Origin of the sequence: Rhodococcus sp. IC4_135, assembly GCF_011602025.1 — a bacterium.
GTDB classification, from domain to species: Bacteria; Actinomycetota; Actinomycetes; order Mycobacteriales; family Mycobacteriaceae; genus Rhodococcus_F; species Rhodococcus_F baikonurensis.
This window is the reverse complement of record NZ_JAAOLG010000022.1, coordinates 28,108-43,910: the sequence shown is the minus strand read 5'-3', so window position 1 is coordinate 43,910 and position 15,803 is coordinate 28,108. Positions and strand designations below refer to the sequence as shown.

Below are 15,803 nucleotides of genomic sequence, written 5' to 3'. Positions count from 1 at the left end.
AAGTGTTTGTAGTGGCCGGCCCGGGGCTGGCTGGCAGGATAGGTGTCGTCGCTACAACGCCGTGTGACTCATGAATCGCTTTGCTCTTTTTCGGATGCACTGGCCGGGGTTTGTCCACTCTGTTGTGGCGGCGACGGAAGGTCCGGTCCTGCTTCGGTGGCTTGATTAGAAGCCTGCCCGACCCCGTTGCCGCGAGGTCGTGGCCCGTTACAGGCCTGCCTCGAAGTGCTCTTTCCGGGCTGACGGGCGACAACGACGTCGCCCATCGGAAAGGACATCCGTCGCTATGCCTATCGCCCGTAGATAATTACGAGATCGTCATCGGTGTAGATACCCACGCTGCCGCCCATGCGCTGTGTGTTGTGGCCGCTGTAACCGGTGCTGTGCAGGACAAAGCAAGTTTTCCAGCAAGTCCAGCGGGTCTCGATCGGGCCCGCACGTGGATTACCGCACAGAGCAGGTCAACAAGCCGCCCTCGTCGTCATCGAAGGCATCGGCTCCTACGGAGCCGGACTCTCCGAGCGCGTTCTTGCGGCGGGACTCCCGGTAGCCGAACCCTCCGTGATGGGTTCGGCGGATCGGAGAGGAGTCGGTAAGACCGACGATCTCGACGCCGCTCGGATCGCCCGGTCGGTTCTGTCCGTCGACATCGATCGACTGCGCCGACCACGTGCGGATGGATCGCGAGTGGCGATGCGCATCTCTCGTGGTCGCTCGTGAGCAGATGACGTGCGAACGGACGCGGGCGGTCAATGCGTTGACGGCTCTGGTTCGTACCGTCGAACTTGGCGTAGATGCACGAAAATCAGTGACATACAGTCAGATAAGGGAGATCGCAACGTGGCGATCTCGGTCCGAGGACGCCACCACTGCGACGTGCCGAGCAGAGGTCGTGCGACTAGCCAAGAGGATTCGGGCGCTCGACTGAAGAGCTGATTGACAATCGAAGTCTCTCTAAGCATTGGCGGCGACCAATGCGCCAGAACTTCACTGCCGCGGTCGGGGTCGGCGCGGTGGTTTGCAGCGACTGTCCTGATCGCGTGGTCACATGCAGGTCGGGTGCGTTCGACAGGCTGCGTTCGCCTCGCTCGCCGGGACCTGCCCGGTCCCGGCTTCATCAGGTAACACGGTGCGCTACAGGCTCAATCGCGGCGGTGACCGCCGTCTGAACAGAGCACTGACCACCATCATCCGTCGTGAGGATGCGGGTTGATCCCCAAACTCGCGCCTATGTCGAACGTCGACGAACCGAAGGTCGCACAACCAAGGAGATCATGCGATCCCTCAAGCGTTACGTCACCCGGCAGCTGTTCCGGACACTCGCCACTGCACACCCAATCTTGGTGTCTTGACAGATATAGAAGCATCCCGGCGAGTCCGGAGATGATGTACCCCGAGTTTTCCGGAATTCGTTTGTTTTACTTCAGGCATTGATGCACCCGAGAGAGGTGGCGGTTTCAACCGGTCATCGCAACACGAGGTCGGTTTAGTTGGTAGTCAGTAGATCACGCAGGCGTTCGGCTGGGGTATCCCAGTCGAGCGTTTCGCGTGGCCGGCCGTTGAGTTGTTGGGCGACATGTTCGAGGTCGGCTGCGCCGTGGACGGACAGATCAATTCCTTTGGGAAAGTACTGGCGCAGTAATGGAATGGACCCCAAAAGTTGGACACCGAATCTAGGTATCCTTCTTCAGGGAGTAGTCAGATGTACTCGAAAAGCACGTTAAGCCACACCGACGCCGTGTCGGCGCTCGAACTGTTCGAGCAGGGCTACACGGCCAAGTCCGTGGCCATTTCGCTTGACCTCGCCCTGTCCAAATGTTGTATCAACGATGGCAACTACGGGGAGCAGGTGCGCTGGTGACGAGAGACCGAAGACAGTACGACTTCGAGACCAAACTCGAGATCGTGCGTCGCCACGTCAACGGAGAGTCCGGAAGGGCTCTGGCCGAAGAGTGCGACTTACCCTCGCCCACAATGGTAGCGAACTGGACTGTCATCTACCGACGCGACGGTGAGGACGGGTTACGCCCGAAGAGGCGCGGCAGGCCTCCAACCGATCGCGGGGATTCCCCTCCGAAAAGCGAGCTCGAGACACTGCGCACCGAGAACGAACGACTTCGCGCCGAAGTCGCGTACTTGGGAAAATTGCGGGCCTTGAGGTCGCAGGAACGACGCTGAAAGTTCAAGCTGTCGACGATCTCAAGGCGCAATTTCCGCTGGCACTCTTACTGGGAGATCGCGCACCTCCCCAAATCGACGTTCTATGACCATCGGAATCGACTCCGTCGCGCGGACCGCCATGCTGAGCTCAAAGGAGCCATTCGTGAAACCTTCGAAGATGCGAAGGGCGCCTACGGGCACCGACGCATCCTCGCTATCCTTCGACGGCAGGGACGGAGGGTGTCGAAGAAAACCGTGCTCACATTGATGCGCACCCTCGGACTGCAATGCCTGGTGCGTCGTCGCAAACGGTACAACTCCTTCCGAGGAGAAGTCGGCGAGGCAGCCGAGAACGTGTTGAACCGCCAGTTCGCGGCAGAGACGGCGCACACCACATGGGCAACGGACGTAACCGAGTTCAACATCGGCAGTTCCAAGGTCTACCTTTCGCCCATCCTCGATCTCCATGACAACCGAATCATCTCAGTGACGGCCGGGCCCTCTCCGAGCGTGAAGATGGTCACCGACAGCCTCCGCATGGCAATCGACACCCTCAACGCTGGCGAAAAACCACTTGTGCACTCCGACCAAGGATTTCAGTACCGTCACACCCTCTGGAGGGACACGTTGCGCGAAGCAGGGCTCACCCAGTCAATGTCCCGCAAAGGCACGTGCCTCGACAACGCGCGGATTCAACGACCCGGCCGAACGACGGTGGCGACGCCGAAAGGCGCCGCGGCTGATCTGGTTGGAAATCGGGGGCGACCACCGCCGGTGCCCATCCTCCGCGATCCCTCTCCCCGCCACACATGCGGCCACCGAGGACTTCTGGCCCACGACCCTCGTGGAGGGTTCGGAGACGCCCGTGTCGATCGGGGCGATCGCCGGAGGCTGTGTCGGTGGCAACCCCGGCCTCTCCCTGTGGAACGGGGCAGGGGCACGCGCCCGTGACTTGTTCTCAGGTGCAGGGAAATCGAACACGGATGGTGGCGGCAGGAACCAAGTCGACCCGACTGGCTGGATCGACGGCAGCGACATCGCGGGCGATGCAGAACGCCCACTCTGCGGACTACCTGTCGACCCCGATCGCCGCGATACCGGCGAATCTCGCGAACCCCTTCACCTCGACGTCGTGGAATGAGACAGGCGGAAATTCGTCGGCGAGCAGCTGAGAAGATGGACAGTCATCGGCATCTCGGCATAGGAGAATTTCGTGCAGCAGGGCGACCAAGTAAGAATCGGGACCGAAGGCGTCTCGGTGTTCACGATCGTCAGCGTCGACGAGGACGCTGACTCCGCAATCATTGAGTCCAGCGTGGATGCCCCCGGCAAGTACCCGTTTCCGGCGAAGCTGTACATTCTCGTGCCGGTTGCCTGACGGTACTGTCTGATCCAAGTAGTAGAGGATGCCGCCCGCTCACTACGTCTGCACAGTGCTGAGCGCGTCGAATACCTTGGGGTCGACCAGGGTTGAGGTGTCTCCGAGGTCGCGGCCTTCGGCGACGTCGCGCAGGAGTCGGCGCATGATCTTGCCGGATCGGGTTTTCGGCAGTTCCGGCACGATCGTGATCTGACGAGGCTTGGCGATGGGGCTGATGTCGGTGGAGACCTGAGCCTTGAGCTCGGCGATCAGAACCTCACCGGTGTTCTCGACGCCTTCGCGCAGGATGACGAACGCGACGATGCCCTGTCCGGTGGTCTCGTCCGCGGCACCGACGACGGCAGCTTCGGCGACTCCGTGATGGTTGACCAGTGCCGATTCCACTTCGGAGGTGGAGATGCGGTGACCGGAGACGTTCATGACGTCGTCGACGCGGCCGAGGACCCAGAGGGCGCCGTCGTCGTCGTACTTGGCGCCGTCACCGGCGAAGTACCAGCCTTCTTCGGCGTAGCGGGACCAGTAGGTGTCGCGGTAGCGGTCCATGTCGCCCCAGATGCCGCGGAGCATCGCCGGCCACGGCTCGTCGAGGACGAGGTAACCGTTGCCGCCGGGGCCGAGGGGCTTGGCGTCGTCGTCGACGATCTTCGCGGAGATACCGGGCAGCGGTGCCATCGCGGATCCGGGCTTGGTGGCGGTGATACCGGGCAGCGGGGAGATCATGATCGCACCGGTTTCGGTCTGCCACCAGGTGTCGACGATGGGGGCTTTGTTGCCGCCGATGACGTCGCGGAACCAGCGCCACGCTTCGGGGTTGATGGGCTCGCCCACAGATCCGAGCAAACGGATCGAGGACAGGTCGTGGGCGTCGGGGATTTCCCGGCCCCACTTCATGAACGTCCGCACGAGGGTGGGGGCGGTGTAGTAGATGGAGACGCCGTACTTCTCGATGATGTCGAAGTGGCGGTGCTCGTTCGGGGAGTTGGGGGTGCCTTCGTAGACGACCTGGGTGACACCGTTGGAGAGGGGTCCGTAGACGATGTAGGAGTGTCCGGTGACCCAGCCGATGTCGGCGGTGCACCAGTAGACGTCTTGTCCCGCTTTGTGATCGAAGACGTTGTGGTGGGTGTACGACGCCTGGGTGAGGTAGCCGCCGGAGGTGTGGATGATGCCCTTGGGCTTTCCGGTGGTGCCGGAGGTGTAGAGGATGAACAGGGGATGTTCGGCGTCGAAGGCCTGCGCTTCGTGCTCGGGCGAGGCCGCCGCGACGGTCTCGTGCCACCACAGGTCGCGGCCGTCGGTCCACTCGACGTCGATGCCGGTCCGGTTGACCACCAACACGTTCTGGACGGAGTCGGCGCCGGCGACGGATTCGTCGACCGCTGTTTTGATGGGTGCTGCGGCGCCGCGTCGCCACTGGCCGTCGACGGTGACGACGAGCTTGGCTTGGGCGTCGTCGATGCGCGAGCGTAGGGCGGTGGCGGAGAATCCGGCGAAGACGACCGAGTGGGTCAGGCCGAGGCGGGCGCAGGCGAGCATGGTGACGATCGCTTCGGGGATCATCGGCATGTAGATCGCGACGCGGTCACCGGCGACGAGGCCGAGGTCGGTGAAAGTGTTTGCGGCGCGGCTGACTTCGGCGAGGAGGTCGTTGTAGGTCAGGTCGCGGGAGTCGCCGGGTTCGCCTTCGAAGTGAATGGCGACGCGGTCGCCGTTGCCGGCGAGGACGTGGCGGTCGACGCAGTTGTAGGCGACGTTGAGTTTTCCGCCGACGAACCACTTGGCGACGGGGGCGTCGGTCCAGTCGAGGACGTCGGTCCATTTCTGGTGCCAGTGCAGGCGCTCAGCCTGATTCGCCCAGAAAGCCAGGCGATCCTTGTCGGCATCGGCGTACAGATCCGCCGTTGCGTTCGCCTGTGCTGCGAACTCGTCTGTCGGCGAGTGAGAATCGGGAAAGGGGCACATAGGATTCACTTTCGAAGGACGGGTCGAGGGGCCGCATTACTGTTCATGTCCCTCTCGGGGCATGCAGGATCAGCGCGTCGCCCCGCCAGCCTCCGCCGCACGGTGCGTGTCGAGACGCCGTTGATCGCGGAGATGTCCTCGAGTGTCCGTCCTTTGGTGCGTTCTCCGAAAACTCCGATGGTGACCGCGGCGAGGCCGGACGCCGCGGCCAAGAATACGAACACTGAGGTGAAGCCCAATTGGCCGAGGATTGCGCCGATTGCGAACATGCAGACGACTGTGGCGAGCCGTCCGACGCTACTCGGAATTCCTGTCCCCAAGGCGCGCAACTGAGTTGGGAAGATTTCAGGAATATAGGTATAAATGACCGCAGTGTTGCAGTAGAGCAACAGGCTGATAGCGACTCCGGACACAGCGAAGACCACGTTGGAATCGGTGGTGCCGAACACTACTAGCAGTACCGCCGTCAACAGATAAATGACCATGATGGCGGTACGACGTTCAACCCGTTCGATGAACAGAAACGCGAGAAGCGCTCCAGGGCAGGCTGCGACGGCGAGGATTGAGGTGTAGGTCAAGCTGCTGCCGGTGCTGAATCCGTGCTCGGTGAGAAGAATCGGCATCCATGAGTTGTAGCCGTAGAACGCAGAGGTCGCGAAGGCGAGCGTCAGAGACATGACCACCGCTCGCTTGAGATAGCCACTGCGCACCAGGTCGCGGGCGGTACCGGCTGGAACTGCCTGCGCGGTGACCGGAGCGGGAAGTTCGGCCCCTGTGATCCGAACCGACTGGCGTTCGATGGCGTCGACGATGTCTGCGCTTCGCGCGTCGACCGCTACGCCGGGATGTTGCTCGATCCATCGAACCGATTCCGGCAACAATCGTGAGGCAACCAGCGCGACGATCAACCCGCTGCCGCCGGCGACGAACACCCAGCGCCATCCATTGTCGCCCATCGGCACGACCCAGCGACTCAGCCAGGACATCAACGGGATTCCCAGCAACGCGACAGCCAACAACAGTGACTGCACCTTGCCTCGATGATTCCGTGGGAACATCTCGGCAACGTAGGCCAGTGCCGCAACTGTCACGGCGTACAGGCCCGCTCCGATGAAGAATCTGTACGCCGCGAGTTGCATGGGGCCGGTGGATGTCGCGGACAGTATCGACAGAACCGAGTAGAAAACCGTTCCCCACACCAACAAGCGTTTGCGACCGAAGCGATCAGCGAGAATTCCGCCGACCACTGCGCCGAGCGACATTCCGAGAAAGGCACTTGCGCTGATGAGCGCGACGACATCGACCGACAGCCCCCACTGCGCACGTAGCGTCGGGGCGACATAGGCAAAGGCGTTCAGGTCCGCCATCTCGAACACCAGCAGACCGGCGATGATCGCGCCCCAAATCTTATGGCGCTTCGTGAGAACCGGAATGCGGTTCAATCGTTCTGTGAGCGTGTACTCCGAGGTAGTCATTACCCGGCTCGACTTTCTGCCTGAGGAACTCGATGAAGGAGAGTTGAACTTGAAGGGATGACCCCATGGGCGATCATGTGCATGGGGTGAGCGCAGCAAGGTGTACGCACCGATCTCCGCGAAATCCGTCGAGGTTGTCGGGCCGAGGTCGCAGCCTCGGTCGGGCACGTGCTCGGGAGGCTCGCTGGGATCACTGTAGGACGAGATCAGCCGTATCTGTACAGGGGTGTAAAGTAGCTTCACTTGACATATAAGTCAAGAATTCAGCGCTTGTTGAAACCCTTCTCAGTCGTTTCTGCGTCCACTTTCAATCTTCTCGACTTCGTGTGGTTGTCGGTGGGGCAGTCTCAGCTCCCTGGATCGGAAAGTCGGCGATAGGTGCAAACCGGTGCTGGGTAATCAACCCTCAAATTGACGGTCTCTACCGTCGACGTTCGCCGCAGCGTGATCGTGGGGTTTGCCATTGCTGGTCTAGGCCAGACAGTGCACCGAACGCTGGGGCGATGAATTGCTTGGAATCCACGTTCTCAATTTTTACTGACTAGAGAGTCATCTTGCACGGCAAGTTGCTCCCGGTGATGAAACTGGAATCGTTGCTTACCAAGAACACGACAGCCTGTGAGATCTCATCAGGTTCCCTCATACGTGGAACGCTCTGGTAACGACCGAGTCATTGATTGTTTTTGCGGCGTCTACGTTCGACTCCATCGCCTGGCGCAGCATGACGGCGCCCGGTGGATGGCGTTGACGCGCACGCCGTACTTGCCGTAGTCGATTGCTGCGGTCATGGTCGGGCCGTTGATGTCGGCTTTCGTCGAGCAGTAGACGGAGAAATTCTCGTAGCCGATCAGCCCTGCGGCAGATCCGATATTGACGATCGAACCGCGATCATGTCCGGGATTACGGCCATTATTCCCAGGAAGCGCCCTTTCAGGTTGACGCCGATGATCCAGTCGAACTGCTCGGAGGTCACCTCGTGGAGCGGTGCTGGCAAACTCGACGCCCGCATTGTTCACAAGCTATATAACGGGACCGAATTTGCTCCGGGCGGACTCGGCCGCCTCGTTCCACGAGTCTTCCGCTGTCCATCGGAAGTGTCAGTCGAGGAAATTTTCGGGGTGGAGCGAGCGAGATTCGGCACGAACTCCAGATTCGAATGCGCCATCGGGTGTGCTCAATCGATTTCGGCGGGTCGACGTGACGTTTCGTGCGCTGTCGCTCGCTGTGCGAGGTCAAGTTGCCCACATCGGGCTGTGGTGTGCGAACCTGAATGCGTGGTCACTCCGTTATCGAACTCTTCGCGCCGCGCCGCAGAGCCTTCCGTCCTGCCACCGGACACAGCGGTGGCCCAACCGACAACTCCCCGCGGCCGACGCACGCGTAACGCTTTGGTGCACGCAGCACGCGAAGTATTCGAGGAACAGGGCTTTCACTCCACCAAGATCGCTGACATACCGCGGCGAGCGGCCATGGCCCACGGTACTTTCTACACGTACTTCGACTCGAAACACGCGATTTTCCGCGAGGTCGTCAATGCTGCGATGGGAGACCTGTTTCAGGCCACACGTTCGGGGTTGGGTGACGGCGGATCGCCGGTCGAACGCATCCGAGCAGCGAACACTCGATACTTCGCAGCCTACGCGCGCAACGCTGGTGTTCTCAGAGCCATCGAAGAGGCGTCGTTTCGCGATCCCTACTTCCACGACCTGCTGGCGCAGATACGTGCGGTTTTCGTGGACCGAATTACGATCGGCATCCGGCGTCTCCAAGATCAGGGGCTTGCCGACCCGAAGTTGGACGCCGAACGGGCCGCTGCGAGCTTGGGCGGTATGGCGGAACAGGCCGCGCGCCATGCCTTTCTATTCGGTGACTCGTTTGTAGAAGATCTGACCGTGGATACGCTCACACGGCTGTGGGCGCGCGGTATCGGGCTTGATCCTGATTCACACGACTGACGCTTGTTCGGCGCGATTGGTCCGCGCGCTCCACGGGCGAGTGGTCAGATATCGGGGTTCGAGTGCACGAGCGAATTCATGGCACCGAGCCAGCGGTCGGTATCGGTCGCACGGTTTATGTAGAAGCGATGCACGTCGGGGTGGGGCAGAATAAGGAATCGGTTGTCTAGAATTCCCTGATACGCCTGCTCGGCGACCTCTTCCGGGCTCAGAGTGCCTGTGCGTTCAGCGACCTCCGCGAGCGCGCCCAGTCCTCCCAGCATTTGGGTTCGCACTGCTTGTGGGCAGATAGCCTGCACCAGGATGCCGCGGTGACGATACGTCATGGACAGCCATTCGGCGAACGCGACCGCGGCGTGCTTCGATGCAGCGTAGGGCGCCGCCCCGGGCATGGTGAGCAACCCGGCGGCCGAGGCGGTGATGACAAACCGGCCGCCTCCGTTGTTGAGCCACAAGGGGACCAGCAGGCGAGCAGCTCGAACGTGTGCCATGACGTTGACATCCAGTGCCAATCGCCAGTCCTCCTCAGACGCATCTATATCGCCGACGCCAGAAACTCCGGCATTTGCGATGAATACGTCGACCTGACCGTATTCCCGAGTCGCACCGCCTAACAGTGCTGCGATCCCGTCTTCCGACGCGCAGTCGGCTGTCACTGCAATTCCACCTATCTCGAGCGCTACTGCGTGTGCGCCCGCAGCGTCGAGATCGTTGACGGTGATGTTTGCGCCGGCAGCGGCAAGTCTCACTGCCAACGCACGACCGATTCCACCTGCAGCCCCGGTGACGACGACGGATTTACCTGCCAAGGGGTTCGGCTGGGGCTCTGTGGGCATAAGGCATCTCCAAGTTTGTACGAGTTGGCTGAGTACAGACACTTCCACAGTCGACATAAGAGTCAATAATCGAACCGAGTTGCGTTGGTGCGAGACCGCGAGTGTTGCCCAGCGTGTGGACTTTGTCGAGCTTGTGGCTCCATGAGAATTTCCCGTAGATATTGACAAAGCAGTCATGTTAGTGATGCGATGTGATGGTCGTCACCGCCAAAGCTGCACAGATGCTCGGCGAGATCGGTGGCACCCGATTCACCAGCGGCCAGCGCCACGATGTGTGCGCGGCAGAACAGGAGCAACCAGCCATGACTGTGGACCATGGGACGAGACCAGCGGGCTCAGAGAACGGCGATCGAACGTCGAACAACGCAGAGACAACGGTCGACGCCGTCATCGTCGGGGCGGGGTTCGGAGGACTGCGCGCCCTGCACGAGATGCGCGGCCTCGGCCTCTCGTCGATCGTCATCGAGGCGGCCGACAACGTAGGTGGCACGTGGTTCTGGAATCGCTATCCCGGTGCCCGTACCGACAGCGAAAGCTGGGTGTACGCATTCCCGTTCCCGGAGATCCAGGACGAATGGGACTGGACCGAACGATTCCCAACGCAATCCGAGGCTCTCGGTTACTTGAACTTTGTCGCCGACCGCCTCGATATGCGTCGAAATATTCAGTTCGAGACCCGAGTCACGTCAGCCGAGTACGACGAGCAGCGCACCGAGTGGATCGTCCGCACGAATACCGGCGATACGTTCCGGTGCACGTACTTCGTCCCGGCCGCCGGTCCACTATCGGTGCCCTACAAGCCGGACTTCGCCGGCCTGGACGACTTCCGCGGGGAATGGCACGTGACCGGACGCTGGCCACACGAGGGGGTCGATTTCTCAGGCAAGAGGGTCGCAGTAATCGGCACCGGTGCCACCGGCGTGCAACTGATACCTATCGTCGCCCACACGAGCGCCGAGGTGACCGTATTCCAGCGGACGCCGAACTTTGTTCTCCCAGCCCGCAATTACACGCTCACTGCGGAGGAGCGACAGGGTATCCGCGCGAACTACGACGGAATCTGGGAAAAGAGCAGGAAGCATTTCTTCGGCTTCCCGATGGACCTCGCAGGGCGAACAATCAACGACGTGACCCCGGACGAGGCTCAGAAGATCCTGGAGTGGGGATGGGAGATCGGCGGATTCCATTTCGTCTTCGAGACGTTCGACGACATTATGGTCGATGAGAAGTCCAACGAGGTCGTCGCAAACTTCGTTCGCGACAAAATTCGATCCATCGTCAAGGACCCCCAGACCGCAGACCTGCTCTGCCCGGACGGGTACCCCTTTGCGGGCAAGCGCCCCCCGCTAGGTCATTTCTATTACGAAACTTTCAACCGCGACAACGTCAATCTCGTGGACGTCAGCGAGACTGCGATCACCGGTATCACCGAGAATGGTGTCAGAGTCGGCGACCGCGAATACGAGGTCGACATCATCGTCTTCGCCACCGGGTTCGACGCGGTGACCGGTAGCTACAAGGGTCTCGACATCAAAGGCCGAGACGGCAGGACGTTGGCCGACGCCTGGACCGACGGCCCGCGCACTCAACTCGGCATCAGCGTCGAGGGATTCCCCAATATGTTCATGATCGGTGGTCCGCAGACACCGTTCGCGAACATTCCAGTGGTCATCGACGGTGTCGCGGAGTGGATCGGTAATGCAATCCGGTTCATGCGCGACAAGGATGTCGCGACCATGGAGCCGACTGCGGCATCAGTCGAAATTTGGCGTCAAACCGTCAACGCCATCGTCGACGCGACGGTTCTGTCGCAGGGCCCGCATTCCTGGTTCCTCGGCGACAACATACCGGGCAAGCCGAGGGCAGCGCTGTTCTACTTCGGTGGAGTCGGTGCTTTTCGAGAGGCGTGCGAGCAGGTCGCGCTTGGCGGGTACGACTCGTATGTCTTCGAGCCCGCACGCCCTGTCGCCATCAACAACTAAGTCCGATTCACTGAAGGAGCCTGCATCATGGGAATAGCTCAGCCGAACGCTCTCTACGACCTCTACAGCCAGATGGGGGTCCGGATGGCCGCCGAGCCGCCGATGGATCTTCCTACCCTCAGGGACATGCTCGAAGGTGTTGCGGTTCTTGCAGCCGAGCCCGCCAATGTCACGTACGAGGACGTCGACGCCGACGGCGTCCACGCTATTTTGATCACGCCGGCGGGTGCACAGACCGATCGCGTGATCGTGTACGCACACGGAGGAGGCTGCGTCACCGGCTCGTCGGCCAGTCACCGAAAGCTCGCCGCACACCTGGCCAAAGCTGCTGGAACCCGCGCGATCGTGCCGGACTACCGATTGGCTCCTGAGAATCCGTTCCCGGCGCAGATCGAGGATCTGATCACCGTGCACCGTTGGTTGCGCGATCAGGGTTACGCGCCGGGATCGACAGCTGTCGCGGGGGACTCGGCCGGCGGCAACCTGTCCATCAGCACGGTGCTTCAGCTGCGAGAGCTCGGTGAACCGCTGCCGGCGGCGATCGTCGCGTTCTCACCGTGGCTCGACATGGAAGTTTCCGGTGAGACGATGAAGACCAACGCCGACAGTGATGCCCTGATTTCGCCCGAGGTCAGCGGGATGATGGCAGGCATGTATTTGGGCGAGACCGGACCCACTACCGCGCTGGCGAATCCGCTTTACGCCGATCTCACCGGTCTGCCGCCGCTTTTCGCGTCCGTGGGTGACGCGGAGACCTTGTTGGACAATGCGCAGCGCATCGTCGAGCAGGCTCGTGAAGCCGGCGTCGAGGCGACATTGGAGGAGCAGCCCGGGCAGCAACACGTTTACGTATTCATGGCTGGCCGATCCAAAGAAGCGGACGAGACCATTAACAACGCCGGGGAATGGTTGAAAGCCCGGCTCAGTCGCTGAGCTCGGTGACACCCACATCTGTGGGTGTCACCGCTTTCGTGGCTGACCTGGCAGCTTGATCGTCTTGATGGGTCCGCGTCACCCAGACATCCACAGCTCACATTCGAAAACTCTGAGGGATCATTATGCAATTCACATCTGAGCACGACGCGTTCCGCAAGATGGTCCGTGATGTCGTCGAACGGGACATCGCTCCCCATCTCGACGAGTGGGAGAAGGCGGGCTCCTTCCCGGCCCACGAACTGTTTCCCAAACTCGGTGACCTCGGTCTGTTGGGCCTCGAATACGACCCGGAGTACGGCGGCCAGGGCGCTGAACACTCCTTCACTGTGGTTCTGTGCGAGGAACTCTATCGCGCAGGCGCAGCGGGGGTGCCCCTTGCGATAGGAGTGCAGGCCATGATGGCGACACCCTCTCTCGCTGAGTTCGGTACTGATGACCTCAAGCGTCGATACCTTGCCCCGGCTATTGCAGGAACTCAGGTCTGCTCGGTCGCGGTGACCGAGGCGGCTGCTGGGTCCGATGTCGCCGGTATCCGAACTCGTGCTGTTCGGGACGGCAACGACTGGGTCATCAACGGAAGCAAGCTGTACATCACCAACGGAACCCAGGCCGACTGGCTGTGCCTGCTGGCCCGCACTTCTGATGAGGGCGGCTACCGCGGTATGAGTCAGATCATCGTCGAGACGAAGACCCCGGGTTTTTCCGTCTCCAAGAAGCTGGACAAACTGGGGAACCGGTCGTCCGATACAGCTGAGCTCTACTTCGAAAATGTCCGCGTACCGGTGAGCAATACAATCGGCGAGATCGGGCGTGGATTCCAACAGCAGATGGCGCAGTTCGTGATCGAGCGGATGTTCGGCGCATACGGCGTCGTGGGGGCTTGCCAATGGGCTCTGGAACGAACCCGTGAATTCGTTCGGGAGCGAAAAGCGTTCGGGAAGTCTCTTGCCGACAATCAGTACATCGCCTTTCGCCTGACGGAACTCGCCGCGAAAGTCGATGTGCTGCAGTCGCACAACTATCAGTCGGCCGACGCATACATAGCTGGCGAGGACATCATCCGACAAGCGACCGTAGCCAAGCTCATGGCGGGTCGACTCGCGCGAGAAGTTGCCGACGTCTGCCTCCAGTTCCATGGCGGCATGGGCTATATGGAGGAGACGTGGACCGCTCGTTTCCTGCGCGACAGTCGACTCCATTCCATCGGTGGGGGAGCTGACGAGGTCATGCTTCAGGTGCTCGCCCGCAGGGACGGACTGATTGCATGACGAGTGATGCGTCGAGCCCGATTCTGCTGGTGAATATGACCGATGTTCGAACCAAAATCGTATTTTTACAGACGTGAGTGGAATGATGAAGCAGGCGAACATAGTTCAGAATGAAGGCGGTACTCATGCGTCCTGATGTTTCTCAGGTAGGTCAGTTGGACATGAACCTCGCCACGCGGATGTCGGTAGGCGACCTCCTGACTCGCAGTGCCCGCCTGTTCGGGCGTCGAACGGCTGTCGCCGATTCCCACGAGGAAGTGACCTACTCCCAACTCGACAGCGCAGCCGCAGCCTTCGGCCGTGGATTGCTCGATTCCGGTGTCCGCCGCCAGGAGCCAGTAGCCTTTCTGCTCGGCAACTCCTGGCGCTTCCTGGCCAGCTTCTTCGGCTGTGCAAAGGCCGGAATCGTTGCGTTGCCGATGAATCTCATGCTCTCGACCGACGACGTCGCGTGGATCCTGCAGGACTCGGGCACCACGACGGTCGTAGTCGATTCGGCCTACGTTCCGTTGTTGGAAGCAGCGCTGTCGTCCGTGCCTGCGGTCACGAGAATCGTGCTCATCGGTGACGAAGTTCCATCCACTATCTGTGGTCGCGAGGTCGTTCGCTGGGACGACGTCGCGGCCGACCCCAGCCCTCTCGAAGTGGTCGTGGACGATCGCGACACGATGCACTGCCTCTACACCTCGGGAACAACGGCACGCCCCAAAGGCGTACTGACGAGCCATGTGTCCGTATACGTCGCGCTGATGAGCAACGCTTTACAACTCGAGCATCGCCGCGGCGACGAGTTCAGCGTCTTTCCCGTCGTACTGCCTCTGTTCCACACAACGGCGTTGGACACTCTGACGTTGCCGATTCTGCTGACCGGCGGAACTGTTCTTCTCCCAGCGGGTTTCGAGGCGGAGTCGTTCTTGGATCTGGCCGAGAGTCGCGCCGCTACACACGTCATGCTGCTGCCCACCATGTTCAGCGCGGTGCTCGACTCGCCGAGTCTGGCGACGCGAAATTTGTCGTCGGTACGTATGTGCATCTATGCCATGGCCCCGATGCCGGAAGAGCGAATCGCCCTACTTGCCGCGGCGTTCCCCAACGCGAAGATCCTGTTGGGTTCAGGCCAGACGGAGGTCGTTCCAGCCACGGTGTTCCAATTCCCATCGCACCAGAAAACGAAGTCTGCGTCGTGGGGTCCCCCGGTTGTCACGGTCGATGCCCAGATCATGGACCATTCGGGTCGGCTACTTCCTGCAGGCGAAACCGGTGAAATCGTCTACCGAGGCCCGCATGTCATGTCGGGCTACTGGAACAACTCGCCCGCGAATGCAGCGGCATTCGAGCACGGATGGTTCCACAGCGGCGACGTCGGGTATGTCGATGAAGACGGCGTGATCTGGTTCACCGATCGTGTCAAAGACATCGTCAAGACCGGCGGTGAGAACGTCTCCTCCGTCGAGGTGGAGCGTGTATTGCTGAGCTGCCACGACGTCCTCGAAGCCGCCGTGATCGGCGTCCCGGACGACCGTTGGGGCGAATCTGTCACCGGTGTCGTCGTACCGGTCGATCCCGATATGGACGCCGAGGACCTCGCCGGTCGTCTGCTGGCTCATTGCAAGCAGCACCTCGCCGGATTCCAGGTTCCGAAGCGAATCGATGTGGTGTCGGGTCTGCCGAAAACAGCTACAGGCAAGATCCAGAAAGCTGTGTTGCGCGACAGCTTCCGCATCTGATCGGGCGGAATCGGTTCAACAAGAAGCTCGTAGGTGCGCCGGGCGTCGCGTCAACCGGCGCCCGGCCTCGATGTTGAGCCGATGTTGCTCCAACGCAACCTAATACAATAGCCAGGGTGCT

At 61.1% G+C, this 15,803-nt stretch carries 12 protein-coding genes and 2 pseudogenes; 9 read left to right on the top strand and 5 right to left on the bottom strand.

Annotation, left to right across the window (positions count from 1 at the left end):
• Positions 1-314: 314 nt before the first annotated feature.
• Positions 315-1,352 (top strand): annotated as a pseudogene (locus G8767_RS27270) (transposase).
• Between the two features lie 134 nt (positions 1,353-1,486).
• On the opposite strand, the pseudogene G8767_RS27265 reads toward G8767_RS27270, so the two are convergent.
• Positions 1,487-1,642 (bottom strand): annotated as a pseudogene (locus G8767_RS27265) (IS30 family transposase); the annotation flags it as partial.
• A gap of 60 nt (positions 1,643-1,702) precedes the next feature.
• Here G8767_RS27265 and G8767_RS27260 point away from each other — a divergent pair.
• From G8767_RS27260 to G8767_RS27240, 3 genes are all read left to right on the top strand, one after another.
• On the top strand, positions 1,703-1,861 hold the full coding sequence (locus tag G8767_RS27260; RefSeq protein WP_166812873.1) for a hypothetical protein: 159 nt from the start codon (positions 1,703-1,705) through the stop codon (positions 1,859-1,861).
• A gap of 1,164 nt (positions 1,862-3,025) precedes the next feature.
• Positions 3,026-3,301 carry a hypothetical protein gene (locus tag G8767_RS27245; RefSeq protein ID WP_166812869.1) on the top strand — a complete coding sequence of 92 codons (276 nt, stop codon included), beginning with the start codon at positions 3,026-3,028 and terminating at the stop codon, positions 3,299-3,301.
• 72 nt (positions 3,302-3,373) lie between these two features.
• On the top strand, positions 3,374-3,538 hold the full coding sequence (locus tag G8767_RS27240) for a hypothetical protein (RefSeq protein WP_166812867.1): 165 nt from the start codon (positions 3,374-3,376) through the stop codon (positions 3,536-3,538).
• A 42-nt stretch (positions 3,539-3,580) separates the two neighbouring features.
• Here the strand turns inward: G8767_RS27240 and acs are convergent, their stop codons facing one another.
• The 3 genes from acs to G8767_RS35975 form a co-directional block, all read right to left on the bottom strand.
• On the bottom strand, positions 3,581-5,503 hold the full coding sequence (gene acs, locus G8767_RS27235; protein ID WP_166812865.1) for an acetate--CoA ligase: 1,923 nt from the start codon (positions 5,501-5,503) through the stop codon (positions 3,581-3,583).
• Positions 5,504-5,508: 5 nt separating this feature from the next.
• Positions 5,509-6,978 (bottom strand): MFS transporter, encoded by a 1,470-nt coding sequence (locus G8767_RS27230; RefSeq protein WP_166812863.1) that lies wholly within the window; start codon positions 6,976-6,978, stop codon positions 5,509-5,511.
• An 847-nt stretch (positions 6,979-7,825) separates the two neighbouring features.
• The gene (locus G8767_RS35975; RefSeq protein ID WP_240952853.1) at positions 7,826-7,987 is read right to left on the bottom strand and encodes a hypothetical protein; all 162 of its coding nucleotides are present in this window, start codon (positions 7,985-7,987) and stop codon (positions 7,826-7,828) included.
• Between the two features lie 265 nt (positions 7,988-8,252).
• Between G8767_RS35975 and G8767_RS27220 the strand changes: the two genes are divergently transcribed.
• A complete protein-coding gene (locus tag G8767_RS27220; RefSeq protein WP_346843044.1) occupies positions 8,253-8,933 on the top strand; it encodes a TetR/AcrR family transcriptional regulator in 681 nt (226 codons plus the stop codon).
• A gap of 44 nt (positions 8,934-8,977) precedes the next feature.
• Here the strand turns inward: G8767_RS27220 and G8767_RS27215 are convergent, their stop codons facing one another.
• A complete protein-coding gene (locus tag G8767_RS27215) occupies positions 8,978-9,769 on the bottom strand; it encodes an SDR family oxidoreductase (RefSeq protein WP_166812859.1) in 792 nt (263 codons plus the stop codon).
• 194 nt (positions 9,770-9,963) lie between these two features.
• Here G8767_RS27215 and G8767_RS27210 point away from each other — a divergent pair, with 194 nt between their 5' ends.
• From G8767_RS27210 to G8767_RS27195, 4 genes are all read left to right on the top strand, one after another.
• A complete protein-coding gene (locus tag G8767_RS27210; RefSeq protein ID WP_240952861.1) occupies positions 9,964-11,751 on the top strand; it encodes an NAD(P)/FAD-dependent oxidoreductase in 1,788 nt (595 codons plus the stop codon).
• A gap of 27 nt (positions 11,752-11,778) precedes the next feature.
• The gene (locus tag G8767_RS27205) at positions 11,779-12,684 is read left to right on the top strand and encodes an alpha/beta hydrolase (protein WP_166812857.1); all 906 of its coding nucleotides are present in this window, start codon (positions 11,779-11,781) and stop codon (positions 12,682-12,684) included.
• Positions 12,685-12,809: 125 nt separating this feature from the next.
• A complete protein-coding gene (locus G8767_RS27200; protein ID WP_166812855.1) occupies positions 12,810-13,955 on the top strand; it encodes an acyl-CoA dehydrogenase family protein in 1,146 nt (381 codons plus the stop codon).
• Between the two features lie 125 nt (positions 13,956-14,080).
• A complete protein-coding gene (locus G8767_RS27195) occupies positions 14,081-15,682 on the top strand; it encodes an AMP-binding protein (RefSeq protein ID WP_240952852.1) in 1,602 nt (533 codons plus the stop codon).
• Positions 15,683-15,803 lie beyond the last annotated feature (121 nt).